Raw genomic sequence first — 19,923 nt, 5'->3', positions numbered from 1 at the left:
GCTGGGGGAAGGTACACCTCGGGTGCGGTTGCGGCGATGCCGCCGGGGCGCACTCGGGCGCCCGGCACCCAGCATTCGATTCTCCGCGAGGGTGGGGACAAAAGCCAGTTCGAGCACCATTGCTGGGTGTGCACACAAAGCATGATCAATGCTCCGCGCGTAGACATGTGCGATCCTCCAAAGCCCGGCGGGGCTGGGCTCCCGGTTCCGGCTTTCGCCCCGTCCGGGGCCGCTCCCGTAGCATTCAGGCGGTAACGGCGGGGCGATCGGGAAAGCAGCGGGCGTGAGCATCGAGCAGATGGACATCGAGCAGGGTCAAGGCGAGGAGGAGATCGACTACGGTCCGGGCCTCGCCCCCGAGCGGCTGCGGCTCTGCCTGGAGGTGCTCGCCGAGCTCGACGAGCTGCACGTCGACCACCCGGACGCGATCACCGTGCGCCAGGCCGTCGGCGGCATATTCCGGACGCTCAAGCAGCGCCGCCGCCAGGAGACCCGGGCCCGCAAGACGGCCAACGACCGCGAGGTCACCGCCCGCACCGCCACCGGCGCGCCGACCCGGATCGACGACGAGACGGCCGGCGCCTTCGGCCTGACCACCGTCACCACCACCGAGATCGCCGGCATCCTGGAGCGCCCGCGCTCCTGCTACACCTGCAAGGCCCGGTACGTCGAGGTCGACGCCTTCTACCACAACCTGTGCCAGAAGTGCGCCGTGCTGAACCGGTCCCGCCGGGACGCCCGGGCCGACCTCACCGGCAAGCGCGCGCTGCTCACCGGCGGCCGGGCCAAGATCGGGATGTACATCGCGCTGATGCTGCTGCGCGACGGCGCCCACACCACCATCACCACCCGCTTCCCCAACGACGCGATCCGCCGCTTCACGGCGATGCCGGACAGCGCCGACTGGATCCACCGACTCAAGATCATCGGCATCGACCTGCGCGACCCCGCCCAGGTGATGGCCCTGGCCGACGAGGTCGCCGCCGACGGCCCGCTGGACATCCTGATCAACAACGCCGCGCAGACCGTCCGCCGCCCGCCGGAGTCCTACCGGGAGCTGGTCAACGCCGAGTCCGCGCCGCTGCCCGCCGGCGCACTGCCGCAGGCCACCACGATCGGCCGCTTCAACAGCGGCAGCGTCGACCTGCCCGCCCTCCCCCAGCAGGCGGGCGGCGGCGAGCAGCGGCTGGCCGCCGAGGACGTCACCTCGCTCGCGCTGGTCACCGGCTCCGCCACCCCGGCCCGGATCGAGGCCGGCACGGCGATCGACGCCGGCGGCCTGGTGCCCGACCTCGCGCCCACCAACAGCTGGGTGCAGACCGTCAGCGAGGTGGGCCCGGTCGAGCTGCTGGAGGTCCAGCTCTGCAACTCCACCGCGCCGTTCATCCTGATCAGCCGACTGCGCCCGGCGATGGCCGCCTCCGCGTCCCGCCGCAAGTACGTCGTCAACGTCTCCGCCATGGAGGGCGTGTTCCAGCGCGGCTACAAGGGCGCCGGCCACCCGCACACCAACATGGCCAAGGCCGCGCTGAACATGCTGACCCGCACCAGCGCCCAGGAGATGTTCGAGTCCGACGGCATCCTGATGACCGCCGTCGACACCGGCTGGATCACCGACGAACGGCCGCACCCGGACAAGATGCGCCTCGCGGACGAGGGCTTCCACGCCCCGCTCGACCTGGTCGACGGCGCGGCCCGGGTGTACGACCCGATCGTGCGCGGCGAGGCCGGCGAGGACCTGTACGGCTGCTTCCTCAAGGACTACGAGCGCGGCAACTGGTAGGCCCCACACGGGTGGGCACCACGAGGGAGGACGCAAGTTGACCACCGCACCCACCGGACCCGTCGCACCGATGCTGGGCGCCGGGGTCATCGTGCCCACCGGGGACGGCCGGGTGCTGATCGGCCGCCGCACCACGGCCGGTGAGCCGCCGACCTGGAGCCTGCCCGGCGGCAAGGTCGACCCGGGCGAGTCCTTCGAGCGGACCGCGGCCCGCGAACTGGCCGAGGAGACCGGGGTCGTGCTGCCGGCCGAGCGGATGCGGGTGCTCGCCGTGCACCTGGACCACGAGCTCGGCCGGCCCCGGCTGACCGCCGCCGTGCTGGCGCCGCCGAGCCTGGCCGAGGCCGTGGTCACCGAGCCGCACGCGTGCGCCGGGTGGGAGCGCTTCCCGGTGGACGCGCTGCCGGAGCCGATGTTCTACCCGTCCGCGCTGGTGCTCGGCAGTTGGCTGCCGCGGTACACCCCGGCGGTACGGGCCGCGACGCACGGCTACCCCGTCGCCCGCTGAGAGCGCGGACGACGGGGCAACGGGGCAACCGGGCAACCGGGCAACCGGGCAACCGGGCAACCGGGCAACCGGGCAACCGGCGGGATGGTCAACTCGCCGACGGCGCTCAGCCGTTGCGGGCGGCCTCCGGTCCGGTGATCCGCCGCAGCAGCGGCAGGGTCGAGGCGATGATGCCCAGCGAGGCGACCAGGCCGAAGCCGGTGAGTCCGTAGTACGTCAGGCCCGGCGAGACCAGGGCGTAGTCCATCTGGGACTTGAGGAACATCGCCGCCGCCGCGAAGCCCGTCCCGATCGCGAGCGCCGAGACCACCAGCAGCGGCAGCGCGCTCTCCAGTCCGACCACCCGGCGCAGCAGCCGCAGCGGCGCGCCGGTCAGCCGGAGCATCGCGAACGGCCTTCTGCGGTCGGACAGTCCGGCGACCACGCTCACCGCGAGGCTGCACCCGGCGACCGGCAGGGTGGTCAGCAGCACCACGTTCGCCAGCTGCCGCCAGCCCTGGACCTTCTTCTGCCCTTCGGAGGAGTAGTCGTCGGCCATCCTGGTCACGTACGCCGGGAACGCCTCGGTGAACAGGGTCCGCAGCTGCTCCTTGGCCGCCTGGGAGTCGTCGGTGGTCGCGTAGACGATGAACACCGGGAGGGCGGCGGCCTCCTCGGCGGAGAGCGGCGCCGCCGGCCACTCCTTCTCCGGGTGCGCCTGGAGGTCCAGGACGCCGTTCCGGTCGACGGCCGCGACCACGGCCCCGGGGGCGCAGTGGCCGACGGCGGGGATCTGCGCCAGTTCCGAGCAGCGGGCCAGGACGGGCACGATCCGTTCCCGGCCGTACTGCGACGCGCCGATCCCGGCGGGGTTGTCGTGCAGCAGTGCCATCCCCTCGAAGCCCGGGACGGCCCGGGCCCGCGCGATCACCCCGTCGGGCACCGAGGGGAGCACGGCGGACCGCTCCGGGCCGAGCAGCGGGGTGGCCACGACCGCCTTGCGGACCTCGGGAGCGCCGTCGAGCGAGCCCCGGTTCTCGTTGATGGTGCTCATGATGCCCAGGGTCGCGGTGGTCACGAACAGCGCCAGCACCAGGCCGGCGACCGAGCGGAAGCCCGCCCTCGGGTCGTCCGACAGACGGCGCATCGCGATCAGCGAGGCCGGCCGGCCCGTCCGCCGGGCCACCGCCCGGGCGGTCGCCATGGTGAGCCAGGGACCGGCGATCACCAGGCCGAGCATGACCAGGACGAAGCCGCTCAGGTACGCCAGCGACTGGCCGTTGGTGCTCTTCGGATGGTCGCCGACGAAGTACCCCAGCTCGGCGAGACCGGCCACCAGCGGTGCCAGCCGCCAAGGGCTCGGCGGTTTCGGGGTGACCCGGCGGGAGACCCCGAGCGGTGAGACGGTGACCCGGCGCAGGGCGAACCGGGCGGCGAGCGCGGCCGCCACCGGCACACCCACCGCCGCACCGACGGCCTGCGGCAGGCTCAGGGAGAGATCGGCGGCGAAGAACCGGTCACCGGTGAACGGCACGTCGGCCACCAGCGGCTTCAACGCGAAGTACAGGCCGAAGCCGAGCACCGTGCCGGCCGCCGCCGCCACCGCGGACTCCACCGCCGAGATCACCGACACCTGGCCCGGCGTGGCCCCCACCAGCCGCATCGCGGCGTAGCGCTGCTCGCGGGTGGCCGCGGACAGCCGGGTCGCCGTGCCGATGAAGATCAGCACCGGGAAGATCAGCGCGGCGGCCACCACGGTGAGCACCAGGACGAGCGCGTCGCCGTGCACGCCCGCGCCGTAGCAGTCGTACTCGCAGTCGGTGGGCAGCGTGGTGGCGATGCTGGTGACGGTGGTGGCCCGGGGCATCGCCCGGACCTCGTCGGCGGTGCGGCCGATGGCCACCGCGAGGGTGTCCGGGGAGGGCAGCGCGTCCTCACCGAGGATGCCGACCTGGCGGCCCGGGAAGCGGTCGCCCAGTTCGACGGCCGGGGTCTCGCGCAGCAGCTTCGCGAGCGCCGGGGAGGCGTAGTACTCGCCCGGCGCGGGAAGTCGGCTCAGGCCGGGGAGCACCGGCGCGTGGGGACCGGTCGGGGCGAGTTCGGCCCGGAAGACGCTCGCCCCCTGGTAGTAGTCCATCCGCGCGTGCCACCAGAGCGGGTCCGCCGGGGCGGCCGCGGTCGCCCCCTTGGCACCCGTGTTCATCCAGGTCTGCCGGGCGTTGGTGCGGTCGATCGCGTTGATGCAGGAGAGCACCGACAGCAGCAGCCCGACCCCGATCGCCACCGCCGCCGCGATCATCAGCAGCCGGGCCACGGCCTCCCGGCCGCCGCTGACGGCCAGTCGGAGCGAGAAGCGGATCACGGGGCCACCGGCCCGGCGGAGAGCGTACGGGCCTGGCCGTCGCGGACGATCGCCTCGCGGTCGGCGTAGGCGGCGACCCGCGGTTCGTGGGTGACCAGGATGACGGTGGTGCCCTGCTCGCGGGCCGCGCCGACCATCAGTTCCATCACCTGCTCGCCGGTCAGCGAGTCCAGCGCGCCGGTCGGCTCGTCGGCGAACAGCACCCGCGGCCGGGCCACCAATCCCCGGGCCAGCGCCACCCGTTGGGCCTGGCCGCCGGAGAGCTCACCGGAGCGGCGCTGCTCCAGGCCGTCCAGGCCGAGCCGGGCGAACCAGGGGCGGGCCTGGGCCAGCGCCGCGGCCCGGCGGACGCCGTTCAGCAGCAGCGGCAGGGCCACGTTCTCCTCGGCCGTCAACTCCGGTACCAGCTGGCCGAACTGGAAGACGAAGCCGAACTTGTCGCGGCGCAGGGCACTGCGCTGTGCCTCGTTCATGCGGTCCAGGCGCTGCCCCTCGAACAGCACCTCGCCGGCGTCGGGCACCAGGATGCCGGCCAGGCAGTGGAGTAACGTCGACTTGCCCGAGCCGCTGGGGCCCATGACGGCGAGCGCCTCGCCGGCCCCGACGGACAGGCTCGCCCCGCGCAGGGCGGGCGTCTCACCGAAGGCGAGGGCGAGGTCGCGGGCCTCGATGACCGCGGTCATCCGCGCACCTCCGCGGCGAGGGCGTCCAGCCGGGCGGCGGTGAGGTCGATCCAGCGCAGGTCGGCCTCCAGGTGGAACAGGCCGTGGTCGGCGAGCAGGGCGTCCACCAGGGCGCCGGTGCGGCGCAGTTCGGTGAGTTCGCGCATCCGGCGCAGGTGGGCACTGCGCTGGGTGTCCAGGTACAGCTCGGCGTCGCGGCCGAGCAGCAGGGCCAGCACCACCTTGGTGAACAGCACGGACTGCAGGGTGGGTTCGGGGGCGACCGGCTCCTGGAGCCAGGTCTCGAACTCGGTCGCCCCGGTCTCGGTGATGACGTAGCGCTTGCGCTCGGGCCCGTCGCCCGGCTCGGCCTCACCGGCCATCACCTTGCCGTCGCGGGCCAGTCGGCCGAGGGTCGCGTAGACCTGGCCGTACGGGAGGGGCTTGCCCCGGCCGAAGAAGGAGTCGTAGTCGCGCTTGAGGTCGTAGCCGTGGCTCGGCTCCCGCTCCAGCAGCCCGAGGAGGGTCAAAGGAACACTCATGCGGAGGACCATACACCAGGGATATACACCGAGTGTATATCCGGCGAGAACAAGCCACTGACCTGGTGGAACGTCAACTCGTCGACAGGGGCGGGCAGGAGGCGGCCCCACGACCGCCCCCTGCGCCGCACCACGACCCGGCACCCCCACGGTCACCGGACCGGGGCCGCACCCAGGCACGGAGGGCGCGGCCGGACTCCAGCCTGCCCGCCCGGGCGGCCCCTGCCGAGGGCCGAACGTCCCGGGTGGACCGGGCCCGGCCAGGGCGAATCGGGTCGAACCGGGACGGCCGGCACCACGAGCGAATCCCGGTCTTGTGCGAGGGGGGCGGTCGGGTGGAGATTGGGTAACGAAACCCCGTACGCGCCCGCGTCCTTGAGGAGATCCAGCGTGTCCAGCACACCCCGCCCGGCCAGGTCGGCGTCGCTCCCGCGGCGAACCGGCCGTCAGCTGCGGCGGGCCTTCGGTGCCCGGCACGAACCGTTGGCCCGCCCGCTCGACCGGTCCCGCGCCCGCGCCTGGCTGCTCACCGTCGTCGGCGGGCTGCTGGCCACCGCCCTCTCCGTCGGCGGCGCACTGCTGCTCTTCCGCGCCACCGCCCCGCAGGCCGACACCGACCTGACCCGGCTGCACCGGATCGACGCCGTGGTGACCGCCGAGCCCAACCGCGGCACGGCTCCCACCAGCCGGTTCTCCGGCGGCTACGGCAACCGGGTCGAGGTCGAGGCCGCCTGGACCTACCCCGGGGCCACCCCGCACACCGGCACCGTCGAGGCCTCCGGCCCACCCACCGTCGGCGGCGTCGTCCAGGTCTGGGTCGACCCGGCCGGCAACGCCACCGATCCGCCGCTCGACCGCACCGCCCTCGCCGTCTCCGCGGCCTGCACCGGCGCCGGTGCACTGCTCGCCCTGTCCGCCCTGATCGCCTTCGCCCTGCGGCTGCGCCTGAGCGCGCTCAACCGCCGGGCCGAGACCGGCTGGACCGCCGAGTGGGCCCGACTGGAGCCGCTCTGGAGCGGCCGCGCCGGGCACCGCCGGGAGGAGTGAAAGGGGCCCGTCCTCGAACGCGACCGTCCGTCCCGTCCGTCCCGTCCGTCCTGTCCGTCCTGTCCGTCCTGTCCGTCCGTCCGTCCGTCCGTCCGGGGAGGTGGGCAGCAGGAGCCGGACGGGAACGGCCGGACCGGTCCGGCAGCAGGCCGCCCGGAGGAGCTGTCGCGGCCTCAGCGGCGCGCCGTCCAGGCCGGGGCCGGGACGGGCCCGGCCGCGTGGTGGGTGAGGGCGGCGACCGCGACCAGCAGGGCGAGCGCCAGGCCCAGGGCGACCGGGACGGCGGCGTGCAGGACCAGGACGGCACCGAGGAGGGCGCCGGCGAACATCCACACCGTCGAGGCGAGCCGGCGCGGGCCGGTGCGGTCCGCGGCGAGGGCGGTGATGGTCATGGTGAGCACGGTGGTGGTGAGGTCGGGGACCTTGAGCGAGCGGACCACCGCGTTCTGGCCGCCCATGGCGAGGGCGAGCAGCCCGATCAGGGTGTAGCGGGCGGGCTCGGAGCCGTGGCCGAGCACGGCCGCCAGGACGGTGCTCGCGGAGACGAGCACCGCCTGGCCGGCGACGGCGACGGTCAGCAGGTGCCCCCGGTGGCCGGGCAGGTGCCGGGCCAGGTGGCCGCCGGCCAGGGCGCCGAGCACGAAGGCGGCCAGGGCGGCCAGCGAGGCGGTGGCGGACAGGCCGGGGGCGCCGGCCAGGGCGAAGCCGAGGAAGACCACGTTGCCGGTCATGTTGGCGACGAAGACGTGTCCGAGCTCCAGGTAGCTGACCGCGTCCACCACCCCGGTCACCAGGGTCAGCACCAGCAGCATCGGCACCAACGGCCCGTGCTCGGGGTCGGCTTTCAGCATCGGACGGCCTCCCGGAGGGTACGCGTGACGGTCCCTCCGTTCTACTACCTCGGCTCCCTCGGCGTGCTCAGGCATGCTCAGGCGTGCTCAGGCGTGCTCAGATGTGCTCAGGCGAGCGCGGGGCTGCCCGGTTCGTCCGACTCGTCGTCCAGGTGCCAGTGCAGGTCCCGGACGCCCGGCTCCAGCGAGAGCCGGCTGACGACCTGCTCCAGCGCGGGGGCCACCTGGCCCGTGATCGCCACGGTGGCCCGCAGGCTGGTGGCGTCGCCCTGCTCGGTGCGGCGGGCGCGCAGGCCGGTCGGGGCCAGGCCGGAGGCGGTCAGGGCCTGGAGCAGCAGGGCCCGGATGTGGGTCTCGGACTTGCGGTCGCACTCCACGTGGACGGTGGCCCGGGTGGTGGAGTCCGGGTCGCTGCCGGACTGCGGGGACCGGTCGAGCAGTCGGCCGGCCGGGCGCAGCACCAGGTGGACGGCGAGCACCGCGAAGGTGCCGAGCGCGGCCAGCTCCAGCTTGCCGGAGGCCGCCAGCACCCCGACCGCGGCCGAACACCACAGCGTGGCGGCGGTGTTGAGGCCACGGACGCCGGCCCCGTCGCGCAGGATCACGCCACCGCCGAGGAAGCCGATGCCGGAGACCACGTAGGAGGCGACCCGGGTGGGGCTGCCGGTGTCGCCGACCGCCTCGCTGTACAGGACGAACAGGGTGGCACCGGCGGCGACCAGGGCGTTGGTCCGCAGGCCGGCCATCCGGGCCCGCCACTGGCGCTCGATGCCGATCAGCGCGCCGCAGGCGACGCCGGTGGCGAGCCGGACCAGGAACTCGACGGTGGTCAGGGTGTGCACGACGGCACCTCCTCCAGAGGATTCACGGGGAAACGGGGCAACACGGGGAACGCGGGCCGGGGGGATCGCGGGCAAAGGAACGGACGGGTGGCGAGCCGCTGCCCGCCACCCGTCCGTACGGGCTCCGCTCGGCGGCTCAGTGGTTGAGCGCGGTCTGGACGACCTTGATGATGACCATGACCATCGCGATCAGCAGGTAGGCGCGCAGGGCGCCCATGCCGACCTTGCGGGCGGTGGACATCACCGGACGGCCCAGCGTCTCCAGCGGGGGCATCCGCCAGTCCTCCCGGCCGGTGCGGTCATGGGGGCACCCCCGGCCGGAGGCTGGGGGAGGGTCCTCCTTGGTGCCGGTGCGGCCGGCGGTGAAGAAGTAGCCCGCGACCAGGACCCCGATCACGCCGCAGCCGCCCATGATCCACAGGATCGCGTCCGAGCTGATGTCCGGCCAGACCACCGAGGCGGTCAGGATCAGCGAGAGCATCACCAGCACGCCGACCACCGTGGAGGTGAAGGCGTTGGTCCGGGGCCCGTTGGCCCAGGGGCCGAGCACGGCCTTGTCGTTGCAGAGCAGCAGCAGGAAGACGGTGGCGGAGGGCAGCAGCACCCCGGCCAGCACCTGGACGAACTGGGTGATCAGGCCCTGGGTGTAGCCGTTGGACAGCAGGGTGATCGTCGCGGCGACGGCCACCAGTCCGGCGTACACGGCGTAGAAGCCCTTGGCGCCCTTGACCCCGCGGTGCAGCGAGTGCTTGATGCCGAACACGTCGCCGATGGCGTAGGCGGTGGAGAGCGAGACGGCGAAGGCGCCGATGATCGAGGCGTCCAGCAGGGCGATGGCGAACAGCACGCCCGCCAGGTGGCCGGCCTTGTCCTCGATGCCCTTGGCGACGGCGGCCGTGTCGGAGAACTGACCGAAGCCGTCGGTGCCCGCGAACGCCGCCGCCGTGAGGCCGATCAGCGCGGCCGCGCCGATGATCACGATCGCGATGCCGATCCACAGGTCGACCTTCTCGTACTTCATGAAACGCGGGGTGATCCGCTTGTCGATGACGTACGACTGCTGGAAGAACAGCTGCCAGGGGGCGACGGTGGTGCCGACGATCGAGATGATGACCATCATGACGGCCGCGAGCTGGCCGGCGCCGCCGGGCATCTGCGGCGTCACGAAGTCGTGGGCCATCTGCGAGGTCTTCGGGTGGACCATGAAGTAGATCGGGACCAGCAGCAGCGAGCCGACGCAGAGCGTGATGGCGACCCGCTCGAAGCGCTGGAAGGAGCCGGTGAAGGCCGAGGCGATGATGATCGCCGCCGCCAGCACCACCGAGAGGACCTTGGGCAGGCCCAGGTACCCGGCCGCCATGGTGACGCCGATGAACTCGGTGACCAGGGTGAGGGCGTTGAGCAGGAAGAGGTCGATGACGCTGAACGCGCCCCAGAACTTGCCGAAGCGCTCCAGGATCAGCCGGGCGTGGCCGACACCGGTGACCGCGCCCAGGCGCAGCACCATCTCCTGGTTGACGTACAGCACCGGGACGAGCAGGAGCAGCGTCCACAGCAGCTGGGTGCCGTAGTTCTGGCCGGCCTGGCCGTAGGTGGAGAAGGCGCCGGCGTCGTTGTCGCCGACCATGACGATCAGGCCGGGGCCGACGATCGCCAGCAGGGTCTTGAGCCGGGCGGAGAGTCCGTGGCGGGGGGTGGTGTCGTCGAGCCGGATGGTGCCGAGCGCACCCTTGATGTCGCCGACGTGGGCGTCGTCCAGGACGGCGGACTTGGCGGCCGGAGCGGCGGCGGGAGCGGCGGCGGGAGCGGTGGGGACCGTGGGAATCTTCGGGTCCAGCATCACGTTGGTCATGGCGGGGCCTCCCTCCCCCTACCTTGAGGGGGCGTCAGGGGGCACGCAGCGGCGAACCTCCCTGCGGGCGCACGGCATCCACGCCGTACGGCGACGCTGAGCGGCGGCGGCCGTGCGGGCACGATGATGCTGACGACGCGTCAAGCGGCTTGCGTCCGGGCATGGTTGAGCGCAGGACGAAGCTTCGGGTGAACGCGCAGGGAAGGTTGTTACCGCGTGCCGGAGGTGTTCGAGAGCATGCGGGGGCAGGGGCTACTGTGGCCCGGACTATCGCAGTCCATGTCTCTCGCCTCCTCCCGGTCGGGGGCGCACCGTCTGTGCGCCGCATCACGACACGGCAAGGAGCACACCGGCCTTCGAGGACCGGTACACCCCAACTCGTCAGAGCTTTGGCACTCCACGGCGTGTCCAGCCGGATCGGCCGGAAGCCACTTGGGGTCAACCCTTAACTCGGGAAGACCTGTCCTGAACCTGGGCGTCTCTCGACGTCGTCGGGTCAGTGGCCTGTGTCCGTGAAGACGCCTCACCGAACGAGGTGCCTTTTCAAACCTCCCAAAGCATAGACCCGGCGCGGCGACCCCGAGTCACCTTTTCGGCCGATCTTCGACAGCTTTGTAGAACCTTGACCAAATCCGCCATGACTTGCTCATCCCCCACCGGCATATATAGTTCACCGACATATGCAGCTGAACAGCTCACGAGGGGGAACCATGTCCCACATCGATCCGAGCCGACCCGCGCCCGTCCTGCAGCTGGCCGGAGTCTCCCGGGTGCACGGCCGCGGCGCCGCCGAGGTGCACGCCCTGCGCGAGGTCGACCTGACCGTCCACGCCGGCGAGTTCGTCGCCGTGATGGGGCCCTCCGGCTCGGGCAAGTCGACCCTGCTCACCCTGGCCGGCGGGCTGGACCTGCCCAGCGGCGGCGAGGTGCTGGTCGAGGGCGTCACCCTCGGCGGCCTCGGCCGGGGCAAGCTCGCCGACCTGCGGCGACGCTCCGTCGGCTACGTCTTCCAGGACTACAACCTGATCCCGGCGCTCACCGCCGCCGAGAACATCGCCCTGCCGCGCGAGCTCGACGGCGTCTCCGGACGCACCGCCCGCCGGGAGGCCCTCGCCGCCCTGGAGGAACTGGGCATCGGCGAGCTCGCCGACCGCTTCCCCGACGACATGTCCGGCGGCCAGCAGCAGCGCGTCGCCATCGCCCGCGCCCTGATCGGCGAGCGCCGCCTCGTCCTCGCCGACGAACCCACGGGGGCGCTCGACTCCGCCACCGGCGACGCCGTGCTCGCCGTACTGCGCGCCCGCTGCGACGCCGGGGCGGCCGCCATGATGGTCACCCACGAGGCCTCGCACGCCAGTTGGGCCGACCGGGTGGTCCACCTGCGGGACGGCTCGGTCGCCTCGGAGAGCGTCGGACGCCGCTCCGGCAACCACCGGGCCGCCGTCCACCGCTCCCACACCGTCGACGACTCCACCGCCAACTCCTTCGGCGAGGTGGCCCGATGAGGTTCGGAGCGTGGAAGGTCGCGCTGCGGATGGCCCGGCGCGACGCCCTGCGGGCCAAGGGGCGCAGCGCCCTGATCGTGGCCATGATCGCCCTGCCCGTGCTCGGCGTCACCGGCGCCGACGTGGTCCACCGCAGCGGCCAGCTGTCCCCCGCCGAACGGGTCGAGCGGGTGGTGGGCGGCGCGGACGCGCTGGTCACCGCGCTCAACCCGGGCCAGGCCGTCGAACAGGCCCCGGTCGCCGAGGACGGCGCGTTCGCCGTCCAGCCGCGGCCCGGCCAACAGCCCACGCCCGAGCAGCTCAAGGGCGCGAGCACCGACCCGACCGTCCTGGTCGGCTCGCTGCTGCCGCCCGGCAGCGCGCTCACCCCCGTCCGGACCGGACCGGAGACCGGTGCGAGCTCGCCCGAGGGCCTGGTCCGCACCCTCACCGCCGAGGCCGACCTGGGCGACCCGGTCTGGCGCGGCCGGGTCGACCTGGTCAAGGGCCGCGCGCCCGGCGCGCCGCACGAACTCGCCGTCACCCAGGCCTTCCTGGACAACTCCGGGCTCCGGCTCGGCAGCGACACCACCGTCCAGGGACTGGAGCGGACCACCTTCCGCATCACCGGCCTGGTGGAGCACCCGGACGACCTCAAGCGGGTCGAACTCATCGCCCGGCCGGGCGAGTTGCTCGACCAGCTGGCCGCCGCGGCGGAACCCGGACAGCCCGCCCCCGAGCAGGGCCGCACCAACCGCGGCTCCTGGCTGGTGCACCTCCCGGGCGGGGCCGCCCTCGACTGGGCCACGGTCCAGTCGTTCAACGCCCACGGCTACACCCTCACCGCGCGGGCCGTCGCGCTCGACCCGCCGCCGTACGGCGCCGTCCCCTACTACCGGGACTCCACCGTCTACCGCGACCCCGCCGGCGGCAACAGCACCAAGGTCGTGGTCGCCACCGTCACCGGCATGGGGCTGCTGGAGGTCGCCCTGCTCGCCGGGCCCGCCTTCGCGGTCGGCGCCCGCCGCTCCCGCCGCCAGCTCGCGCTGCTCGGCGCCGCGGGCGGCCGGCGCACCCACATCGGCGCGGTGGTGCTCGGCGGCGGCCTGGTGCTCGGCCTGGCCGGGGCGGTCCTCGGGGTGACCGTCGGCACCGGACTGGTCGCCGCACTGCGGTCGGTGATCGAGGAGGTCGGCGGTGCCCGCTTCGGCCACTTCGCCCTCCCCCCGGTGGACCTGCTCGCCATCGCCGGGATCGGCGTGATCACCGCCCTGCTCGCGGCCGCGCTGCCGGCCTGGCAGGCCGCCCGGCGCAGCGTCACCGCCGGCCTCACCGGACGGGACACCGTCCGGGCGCCCAACCGCCTGGTCACCGTGCTCGGCGTGGCGCTGCTCCTCGGCGGCGGCGCGATCGCGATGTACGGCGCGGGTGCCGTCCAGCGCGGCGCGCCCGTGGTCAGCACCTACGACGCCCGCACCCTCACCGTGCTGCTCGGCTCGGTCTGCGCCGAACTCGGACTGCTCGCCTGCACCCCCCTGCTGGTCGCCCTGTTCGGCCGGTTCGCCGGGCGGCTGCCGCTCGGCCCCCGGCTGGCGCTGCGCGACTCCGCCCGCAACCGCTCCCGCACCGCACCGGCCGTCGCCGCGGTGATGGCCGCCGTGGCCGGGGCCGTCGCCATCGGGGTGTACAGCACCAGCACCGACGCCGAGAACCGGCGCGACTACCGGCCGGAGGCCCCGTACGGCGCCGTCCAGCTGCTCAGCCACAGCAGCGGGCCGCAGACCGCCCAGCTGCCGGCCGAGGTGGAGAAGCAGCTCACCGGACTCGGCCCGCGCGCCGAACTCGGCCAGGCCGTCTACAAGTTCTGCGACAACTGCTCCAGCGACGTCACCCTCAAGGGCCCGGTGGACATGCACCGGCTCGCGGACTTCCCGCACATCGCCACCGGGGACGCCACCCTGCTGCACAACCTGTTCGACGTGCGCGACCAGGCTGCCGAGCAGGCGCTGGCCGCCGGCAAGCTGCTGGTCTTCGACCGGTCGCTGATCGGCGCCGACGGCAAGGCCGTGCTGCTGCTGCGCGGAGGCGGCGGCGCCCCGCTGCAGCCCGGGCAGGTCCCCAAGCCCGACCTCCAGGAAGTCCCGGTGGACGCGGTGCTGGTCGACAACCCGGACGCCGCCCGCTACGCCCAGGGGCTGATGCCGACCGGTGCGCTGGCCAAGCTCGGCCTCGCCTCGGCGCCCCAGGGCGCGGTCTGGCGCCCGGCCACCCCGCCCGACCGCAAGGCCCAGCAGCGGGCCGCGGCCGCCGCCGCCCGGCTGAACCACCACGCCGAGCTGAACGTCGAACGCGGCTACCAGCCCAAGGGCGACGCCCTCACCCTCGCGCTCAGCGGCTTCGCCGGGCTGGTGGTGCTCGGCGCGGCCGGGATCGCCACCGGGCTCGCGGCCGCCGACTCCCGGCAGGACCAGGCCACCCTGGCCGCGGTCGGCGCCCCGCCGCGGATCCGCCGGACCATGGCGGGCCTGCAGTGCGCGCTGATCGCCCTGCTCGGAGCACTGCTCGGGGCGGTGAACGGCTTCGTCCCGGCGGTGGGGCTGTTGAAGTCCCGGGCCAGCGGGTTCGGTTCGAAGGGGATGCTGCTCGCCGCGCCCTGGGGGGAGCTGCTGCTGGTGGTCCTGGTGCTGCCGGTAGTGGCCGGGCTGCTCGCGGCGCTGTTCACCCGCTCCAAGATGCCGCTGGGGCGGCGGCTGTCCTGAGCCGTCCCGCTCGCTCTCCTGCTCTCCCGCTCTTCTGTTCGGGCACGCGTCGGGCACGTCGGGCGCGTCGGGCACCTTTTGACCACCGGCCGAGCACGACCTGAGCACCCCCCGGGCACCGCCCGGAATCCGTGGGCGCCCGCCCCCCTCACCCGGGGGCGGGCGCCCGGTGCGTTCCGTAGCATGGGCCGCGTTCCAGCGGGCGAAGGGCGCCGGCGGTCGGTGCGGCGAGGGAGACGAGGGCGGTGCTACGGGGTTTCGGCGATCTCGAGGCCGAGATCATGGACCGACTGTGGGACTGGGAGCGCCCGGCCACGGTGCGCGAGGTGGTCGACGACCTCCAGCAGCAGCGCCCGGTCGCGTACACCACCGTGACCACCGTCGCCGACATCCTGCACACCAAGGGCTGGCTGCGCCGGGACAAGGTCGGCCGCGCCTGGGTGTACGAGCCGACCTGCACCCGGGAGGCGTACACCGCCCAGCTGATGCACCAGGCGCTGGAGACGACCACGGACCGGGCCGGCGCCCTGCTGCACTTCGTCGACCGGATGAGCGGGGACGAGGCGTCCGCCCTGCTCGCCGCCCTCGAACAGGTGAAGGCCCGGGACGCCGAGTGACGCTCGCCCTACTCGGCCTCTACCTGGCCGCGACCGGCGTGCTGCTCCCCCGCCGACTGGCCGGCTCGGCCCGGGTCCAGGCCCGGCTCCAGACCCGCCCCCTGCTCGGGGTCGCGCTGTGGCTGGCGCTGATGGCCTCCTTCACGGTCGCCCTGGTGCTCGCGGCGCACCACGCCTTCGAGCCCGCCGCGCACGAGCCGGCCGGGCTGATCGGCCTGTTCCCGCACCTCGAACCGACCGGTCCGGTACTGCCGCACACCCACGACTGGTGGCTGCTCGCCGCCGCCGGGGCCCTGCTCACCGGGCTGCTGGCCGCCGTCGGCGCCCGGACCGGACGGGCCCGGCGGCGGCACCGGGCGGTGCTGGACGTGGTCGCCGTACGGGACCGGCGCTGGGGCGCGCTGGTCCTGGAGCACGCCCACCCGACGGTCTACTGCCTGCCCGGCCGACGCTCCCGGGTGGTGCTGTCCCGCGGTGCGCTGCGGCTGCTGGACGAGCGGCAGTTGGCCGCGGCCGTCGCCCACGAGCACGGGCACATCCGCGGCCGCCACCACCTCTTCCGCCTGCCCGCCGACACCTTCGCGCTGCTGCTGGGCCCCCTGCCGCTGGCCCGGCTGGGGCGCTCGGAGGTGGCGCTGCTGCTGGAGATGGCGGCCGACGACGCGGCGCTGGCCGAGGTGTCCCGGAGCGAACTGGCCTCGGCGCTCTGCGCGTTGGCCGCCTCGGGGACAACTCCCGGTGGCACCTGGGGAGTCGCCTCCACCGGCGTGCTGGCCCGGGTCCGCCGGCTGGCCCGGCCGGGCAGCGGCCGGCGGCGCCAACTGGCCTGGCGAATCGGTGTCTTGACGCTTCCGGCGGTGCCGTACCTGCTGGCCTGCGCGCCGCACCCGTAGGAGGTGCGGCGCGCAGCCGCCTCACCGGTGCCGCAGGTACGCCGCCGCCGTTTCCCGCAGCCGGTCGTGCAGGCCGTCGTAGGCGCGGGCGCGGCCCAGGACGCGCTTCGGCAGCTTGGCGACCATCGTGTAGTTGGTGTCGCAGACGTTCGCGGCCGGGGCCAGACCGGCCTGGCTGACCAGCTGGTAGGCGTCGAGTTGGTCCAGTCCGAGCAGTCCGCCGGTCCAGCCGACCAGGTCGTGCTGGCTGATCCGGAAGGCGTCCTCCAGCGGGCGGGCGGAGCCGGTGCTGATCAGGAAGTCGTCGTTCTCCAGCCGGGGCCAGGCCGGGCCGCCGCCCTTGACCAGGTCGACGATCACGGTGGTGCGCATCGCCGCCTCGACGGCCGTGCCGCACACCTCGCCCTCGCCCTGCCGGGCGTGGCCGTCGCCGATGGCGAGCAGGCCGCCCTCGACGTTGACGCCGAAGTAGGCGGTGGTGCCGGCCCGCATCTCGGGGGTGTCCAGGTTGCCGCCGTGGGCGCCCGGGGTGATCGAGGCCAGCACCTCGCCCGCCGCGGGGGCGACGCCGACCGTGCCGTGCATCGGGTCCAGCGGCAGGTCGACCGTGAACTCGCCGGTGCGGGCCCGGAAGCGGCAGAGGCCGGCCGCGACGTCCAGGTCGTAGACCCAGACCCGCTCCTCCAGCGGGGCGTGCAGCATCGCCGTACTGTGGGTGGCGGTCAGCGCGCCGAAGTGCGGGAAGGTGCTGGAGACGCCGTGGTCCCGGGCCGGGGTGATCTCGACGAAGTGCACCGCGAGCAGGTCGCCGGGTTCGGCGCCGGCCACCGCGATCGGGCCGGTGACGGGGTTGAGGAACGGGAAGGCGCAGACCTGGCTGGGCAGGTCGCCGGTGCCGCGCACCTTGCCGCCGAAGCAGTCCTCGGTGGCCAGTTCGACGACGGTGCCGGGCCGGACGGTCACCAGCGGGGCTCGGCCGCCGAAGGTGTAGGCGTGGTCCTCGGGGTTCGGGTCCAGCCGGACGACGGTCTCGGGCAGGCTCACGTGCTCTCCTCGGGAGTGGTTTCCGGAGCGGGCGCGGGGCGCGGGGCGCCACAGCTCAGGTGGAAGATTCGCCCCCTGACTGTCCACCACCCGTCCACCGTAGTCCGCTAGCCTGCCCCTCGCCATCTCAACACACGGACGAACAAGGGGACTTGATGTCAGCCAGTCAGCGCGCGAAGGCCCTCCGCCGGGTCACCCTGCTCGCCGCCACCACCGCCCTCGTCCTCGCCGGCGGCGGCGCCCGGGCCGCGTCCGCTCCGGTGTCCGGCACCCCCGGCGTCGTCACCGTCGGCTCGGGCCAGGCGCTGCCCTCCGTCAGCCCGGACGGCGCCACGGCCTACGTCGTCACGACCGACTCCGACGGCAACCTCGTGGTGCGGGCGGTGGACACCCGGTCCGGCCAGGTGACCGGCACGGCCCCGCTCGGCGCCGCCCAGGGCTCCCCGCAGTCGGCGCTCAGCCCGGACGGCTCGCGCCTGTACGTGGTGAACGGCCTGCAACTCAGCGTCGTCGCCACCGGCGGCCCGACCGTGCTCGCCACCGTCCCGCTGCCGGACCAGCCGCGCCCGACGGGCTGGTCCCAGGGCCTGGTCAGCGGCCTCGTCGTCGGCCCGGACGGCTCCGAGGTGTACCTCGTCCAGCAAGGCCCGTCGGCCTGGCGGCAGGGCGGGCAGGCCCGGGTGCTCGCCTTCGGCACCGCGCAGCGGCAGTTCGGCTCCACCGTGGGGCTGCCCGCCCTGAACACCGGCGCCCCGGCGCTCCACCCGAACGGCCGGGACCTGTACATCGGGGGCGGCGCCGGGCTGTACCACGTGAGTGCGGCCGGCGGCACGCTGACCTTCGTCCGAACGGTGCCCGGGACGGCCACCAACGGCGACAACGGGCTCGCCTTCACCCGGGACGGCGGCCGGCTCTTCGCGACCAGCCCCAACTCGGGCGGCACCCTCGACCTGATCGACCCCGCCACGGACACCCTGCTCCGGAGCATCCGCACCGTCCCCGTCCGCAGCGACGTCCCGCCGCGGCTGAGCGCCGACGGCAGCCGGTTCTACCTGCTCCAGCAGGACTCCTCCGGCACCACGGCGGTCATCTCCGTCGACACCGCGACCGCCACCGTCGACACCGCCGACTCCCTCGCCCCCCAGGAGTCGGCGCTCGACGGCCTGGCCGTCGGCCCCGACGGCCACACCCTGTACGTCGGCGGCACCAACGACACCGACGCCCAGCTGGAGGTCCTCGGCCTCTGACGGGCCGCGGGAGCGCCTCCGGACGAGCTACCGGAACGCCTCCGGACGGGTCGTCGGCGACCCGTCCGGAGGCGTGCGGCGCGCGGAGACCGATACGGGCGGAGGCCGCTACGGGCGGACGGCACCCATGTAGGGCATCGCGGAGATCGGCAGGACCTCGACGTTCTTGCCGGTGCGCGGGGCGTGGATCATCTTGCCGTCGCCGATGTAGATCCCGACGTGGTGGATGTCCGGGTAGAAGAAGACCAGGTCACCGGGCTGGAGGTCGGAGCGGGCGACCCGCGGGCCGTCGTTCCACTGGTCCTGGGAGATCCGGGAGAGCTTGACGTTCGCCGCGCGGTAGGCGGCGCCGGTGAGGCCGGAGCAGTCGAAGCTGTTGGGGCCGGTGGAGCTCCACTGGTACGGCTTGCCGAGCTGGGCGTAGGCGAACTGGACGATCGCCGCGGCCCGGCCGCTGGCGGCCGCCGGCGGCGGGGCCGGGGTGTTCATGTCCGGGCGCGCGGCCGAGCGGGAGGCCCGGTCGGCGGCGGCCGCCTGCTGGGCCTCGGCCTTGGCCTTGTCGGCGGCCTGCTGGGCGTTGACCTTGGCGCGGTCCTCGGCGCTCAGCTTGTTGAGGGTGGCCTGGGCCTGGGCCAGCTTGGTCTGGATCTGCTGCTTCTTCGCCGTCAGTTCGGTGCCGACCGAGTCGAGCTGGGCGAGCGTGGCGGTGGCCTCGGCGCGGTCCTGGTCGAGCTTGCGCTGCTCGTCCTGGGCCTGCTTGAGCAGGGCCGTCTGGGTGCCGGCGGCCTGGTTCTGCGCCGAGGCGCGCTCCAGGTAGCCGGCCGGGTCGGAGTCGAACATCAGCTGGACGGAGGGGTCGATGCCGCCGTTGCGGTACTGGTCGGCGGCGACGGCACCGAGCCGGGTGCGCAGCTCGTTCATCGACTCCTGGCCGCGGGCGACCTTCTCCTGGATCCGGTTGGCCTCGCCCTGGAGCTTCTGCTGCTTCTCCTGGAAGCCGTTGTACTGCTCGACGGACTGCTCGGCCTCCTCGTTGAGCTTGTCCACCTGCTCCTTGACGGAGGCCAGGCTCGGGGTCGGCTCGGCGTGGGCGGTGCCGGCGGCGAGCACCGCACCGCCGGCCATCGCCGTGGTGAGGACCGCCATGCGGGCCCGGCTCGGGGGGCTGGGCTTACGGCGCTTTCCCATCGAGGTGGCACTCCTTCGGGGGACGGGCGGGGAGGTGCGGTGACGTGCGGTGACACTGGAGGAACGTCCGAGTGGCATTCGCACGTTCATTCGGTCGAGATCTCCGACCAGGACATCCGGCCGGGACGCCCGACCGAGGCATCCGACCGGGACGTCCAGCCGAGGCATTCGGCCGGGACACCCGCAGGGCGCGCCGGGGGACGCGCAGGGGACGGCGAAGGACGGGCGGGGCCGTACGGGGGATGCCGTCCCCACCCGCCTTC

General features: G+C 73.9%; 16 protein-coding genes and 1 riboswitch. Of the genes, 8 read left to right on the top strand and 8 right to left on the bottom strand.

Annotation, left to right across the window (positions count from 1 at the left end; translation table 11 throughout):
* The first annotated feature begins 298 nt into the window (after positions 1-298).
* Both ACFV8H_RS19460 and ACFV8H_RS19455 read left to right on the top strand, forming a co-directional pair.
* Positions 299-1,783: an SDR family NAD(P)-dependent oxidoreductase gene (locus ACFV8H_RS19460; RefSeq protein WP_380401409.1), complete on the top strand. Its 1,485-nt coding sequence runs from the start codon at positions 299-301 to the stop codon at positions 1,781-1,783.
* Positions 1,784-1,820: 37 nt separating this feature from the next.
* The gene (locus ACFV8H_RS19455; protein WP_380401274.1) at positions 1,821-2,291 is read left to right on the top strand and encodes an NUDIX hydrolase; all 471 of its coding nucleotides are present in this window, start codon (positions 1,821-1,823) and stop codon (positions 2,289-2,291) included.
* 106 nt (positions 2,292-2,397) lie between these two features.
* Here the strand turns inward: ACFV8H_RS19455 and ACFV8H_RS19450 are convergent, their stop codons facing one another.
* Genes ACFV8H_RS19450 through ACFV8H_RS19440 form a run of 3 tightly spaced genes read right to left on the bottom strand, consistent with a single transcriptional unit; the run spans position 2,398 to position 5,836 of the window.
* Positions 2,398-4,632: an FtsX-like permease family protein gene (locus ACFV8H_RS19450; protein WP_380401272.1), complete on the bottom strand. Its 2,235-nt coding sequence runs from the start codon at positions 4,630-4,632 to the stop codon at positions 2,398-2,400.
* Positions 4,629-5,315 carry an ABC transporter ATP-binding protein gene (locus ACFV8H_RS19445; RefSeq protein ID WP_380401270.1) on the bottom strand — a complete coding sequence of 229 codons (687 nt, stop codon included), beginning with the start codon at positions 5,313-5,315 and terminating at the stop codon, positions 4,629-4,631. The genes ACFV8H_RS19450 and ACFV8H_RS19445 overlap by 4 nt, the downstream gene beginning before the upstream one ends.
* Positions 5,312-5,836, bottom strand: a complete 525-nt coding sequence (locus ACFV8H_RS19440; protein ID WP_375883847.1) for a helix-turn-helix transcriptional regulator — start codon at positions 5,834-5,836, stop codon at positions 5,312-5,314. Before ACFV8H_RS19440 ends, ACFV8H_RS19445 begins: the two co-directional genes overlap by 4 nt.
* A 390-nt stretch (positions 5,837-6,226) precedes the next feature.
* Between ACFV8H_RS19440 and ACFV8H_RS19435 the strand changes: the two genes are divergently transcribed.
* On the top strand, positions 6,227-6,883 hold the full coding sequence (locus ACFV8H_RS19435) for a hypothetical protein (protein ID WP_380401268.1): 657 nt from the start codon (positions 6,227-6,229) through the stop codon (positions 6,881-6,883).
* 173 nt (positions 6,884-7,056) lie between these two features.
* Here ACFV8H_RS19435 and ACFV8H_RS19430 read toward each other — a convergent pair whose 3' ends face one another.
* From ACFV8H_RS19430 to ACFV8H_RS19420, 3 genes are all read right to left on the bottom strand, one after another.
* Positions 7,057-7,734 (bottom strand): YoaK family protein, encoded by a 678-nt coding sequence (locus ACFV8H_RS19430; protein ID WP_380401267.1) that lies wholly within the window; start codon positions 7,732-7,734, stop codon positions 7,057-7,059.
* A 107-nt stretch (positions 7,735-7,841) separates the two neighbouring features.
* Positions 7,842-8,576: an MgtC/SapB family protein gene (locus ACFV8H_RS19425; RefSeq protein WP_375883840.1), complete on the bottom strand. Its 735-nt coding sequence runs from the start codon at positions 8,574-8,576 to the stop codon at positions 7,842-7,844.
* Between the two features lie 136 nt (positions 8,577-8,712).
* Complete coding sequence (locus tag ACFV8H_RS19420) at positions 8,713-10,428, bottom strand: NRAMP family divalent metal transporter (RefSeq protein WP_380401265.1); 1,716 nt, start codon at positions 10,426-10,428, stop codon at positions 8,713-8,715.
* A 365-nt stretch (positions 10,429-10,793) separates the two neighbouring features.
* Positions 10,794-10,970, bottom strand: a riboswitch (M-box (ykoK) riboswitch).
* A 168-nt stretch (positions 10,971-11,138) separates the two neighbouring features.
* Between ACFV8H_RS19420 and ACFV8H_RS19415 the strand changes: the two genes are divergently transcribed.
* The 4 genes from ACFV8H_RS19415 to ACFV8H_RS19400 all read left to right on the top strand — a co-directional run bounded on the left by ACFV8H_RS19415 (position 11,139) and on the right by ACFV8H_RS19400 (position 16,181).
* Positions 11,139-11,933, top strand: coding sequence for an ABC transporter ATP-binding protein (locus ACFV8H_RS19415; protein ID WP_380401263.1), 795 nt, complete (start codon positions 11,139-11,141; stop codon positions 11,931-11,933).
* Complete coding sequence (locus tag ACFV8H_RS19410; RefSeq protein ID WP_380401261.1) at positions 11,930-14,671, top strand: FtsX-like permease family protein; 2,742 nt, start codon at positions 11,930-11,932, stop codon at positions 14,669-14,671. The genes ACFV8H_RS19415 and ACFV8H_RS19410 overlap by 4 nt, the downstream gene beginning before the upstream one ends.
* A gap of 281 nt (positions 14,672-14,952) precedes the next feature.
* A complete protein-coding gene (locus ACFV8H_RS19405) occupies positions 14,953-15,288 on the top strand; it encodes a BlaI/MecI/CopY family transcriptional regulator (protein WP_375884025.1) in 336 nt (111 codons plus the stop codon).
* Complete coding sequence (locus ACFV8H_RS19400) at positions 15,285-16,181, top strand: M56 family metallopeptidase (protein WP_380401259.1); 897 nt, start codon at positions 15,285-15,287, stop codon at positions 16,179-16,181. Before ACFV8H_RS19405 ends, ACFV8H_RS19400 begins: the two co-directional genes overlap by 4 nt.
* Positions 16,182-16,202: 21 nt before the next feature.
* Here ACFV8H_RS19400 and ACFV8H_RS19395 read toward each other — a convergent pair whose 3' ends face one another.
* Positions 16,203-17,225 (bottom strand): acetamidase/formamidase family protein, encoded by a 1,023-nt coding sequence (locus ACFV8H_RS19395; RefSeq protein ID WP_380401257.1) that lies wholly within the window; start codon positions 17,223-17,225, stop codon positions 16,203-16,205.
* 155 nt (positions 17,226-17,380) lie between these two features.
* Between ACFV8H_RS19395 and ACFV8H_RS19390 the strand changes: the two genes are divergently transcribed.
* On the top strand, positions 17,381-18,472 hold the full coding sequence (locus ACFV8H_RS19390) for a hypothetical protein (RefSeq protein ID WP_380401255.1): 1,092 nt from the start codon (positions 17,381-17,383) through the stop codon (positions 18,470-18,472).
* 108 nt (positions 18,473-18,580) lie between these two features.
* On the opposite strand, the gene ACFV8H_RS19385 is transcribed toward ACFV8H_RS19390, so the two are convergent.
* The gene (locus tag ACFV8H_RS19385) at positions 18,581-19,660 is read right to left on the bottom strand and encodes an NlpC/P60 family protein (RefSeq protein ID WP_375883821.1); all 1,080 of its coding nucleotides are present in this window, start codon (positions 19,658-19,660) and stop codon (positions 18,581-18,583) included.
* Positions 19,661-19,923: the final 263 nt, after the last annotated feature.

The sequence above is a fragment of the Kitasatospora sp. NPDC059827 genome, from assembly GCF_042731675.1.
GTDB lineage: Bacteria > Actinomycetota > Actinomycetes > Streptomycetales > Streptomycetaceae > Kitasatospora.
The sequence above is the reverse complement of the archived record's forward strand: the minus strand, read 5'-3'. Positions and strand labels throughout refer to the sequence as shown.

Excerpts from the sequence above, each read along its gene's own strand:
- ACFV8H_RS19415 (WP_380401263.1), top strand. The coding sequence starts at position 11,139 with ATGTCCCACATCGATCCGAGCCGACCCGCGCCCGTCCTGCAGCTGGCC.
- ACFV8H_RS19390 (WP_380401255.1), top strand. The coding sequence starts at position 17,381 with ATGTCAGCCAGTCAGCGCGCGAAGGCCCTCCGCCGGGTCACCCTGCTC.
- ACFV8H_RS19385 (WP_375883821.1), bottom strand. The coding sequence starts at position 19,660 with ATGGGAAAGCGCCGTAAGCCCAGCCCCCCGAGCCGGGCCCGCATGGCG.
- ACFV8H_RS19440 (WP_375883847.1), bottom strand. The coding sequence starts at position 5,836 with ATGAGTGTTCCTTTGACCCTCCTCGGGCTGCTGGAGCGGGAGCCGAGC.
- ACFV8H_RS19445 (WP_380401270.1), bottom strand. The coding sequence starts at position 5,315 with ATGACCGCGGTCATCGAGGCCCGCGACCTCGCCCTCGCCTTCGGTGAG.
- ACFV8H_RS19430 (WP_380401267.1), bottom strand. The coding sequence starts at position 7,734 with ATGCTGAAAGCCGACCCCGAGCACGGGCCGTTGGTGCCGATGCTGCTG.
- ACFV8H_RS19420 (WP_380401265.1), bottom strand. The coding sequence starts at position 10,428 with ATGACCAACGTGATGCTGGACCCGAAGATTCCCACGGTCCCCACCGCT.
- ACFV8H_RS19410 (WP_380401261.1), top strand. The coding sequence starts at position 11,930 with ATGAGGTTCGGAGCGTGGAAGGTCGCGCTGCGGATGGCCCGGCGCGAC.
- ACFV8H_RS19405 (WP_375884025.1), top strand. The coding sequence starts at position 14,953 with ATGGACCGACTGTGGGACTGGGAGCGCCCGGCCACGGTGCGCGAGGTG.
- ACFV8H_RS19460 (WP_380401409.1), top strand. The coding sequence starts at position 299 with ATGGACATCGAGCAGGGTCAAGGCGAGGAGGAGATCGACTACGGTCCG.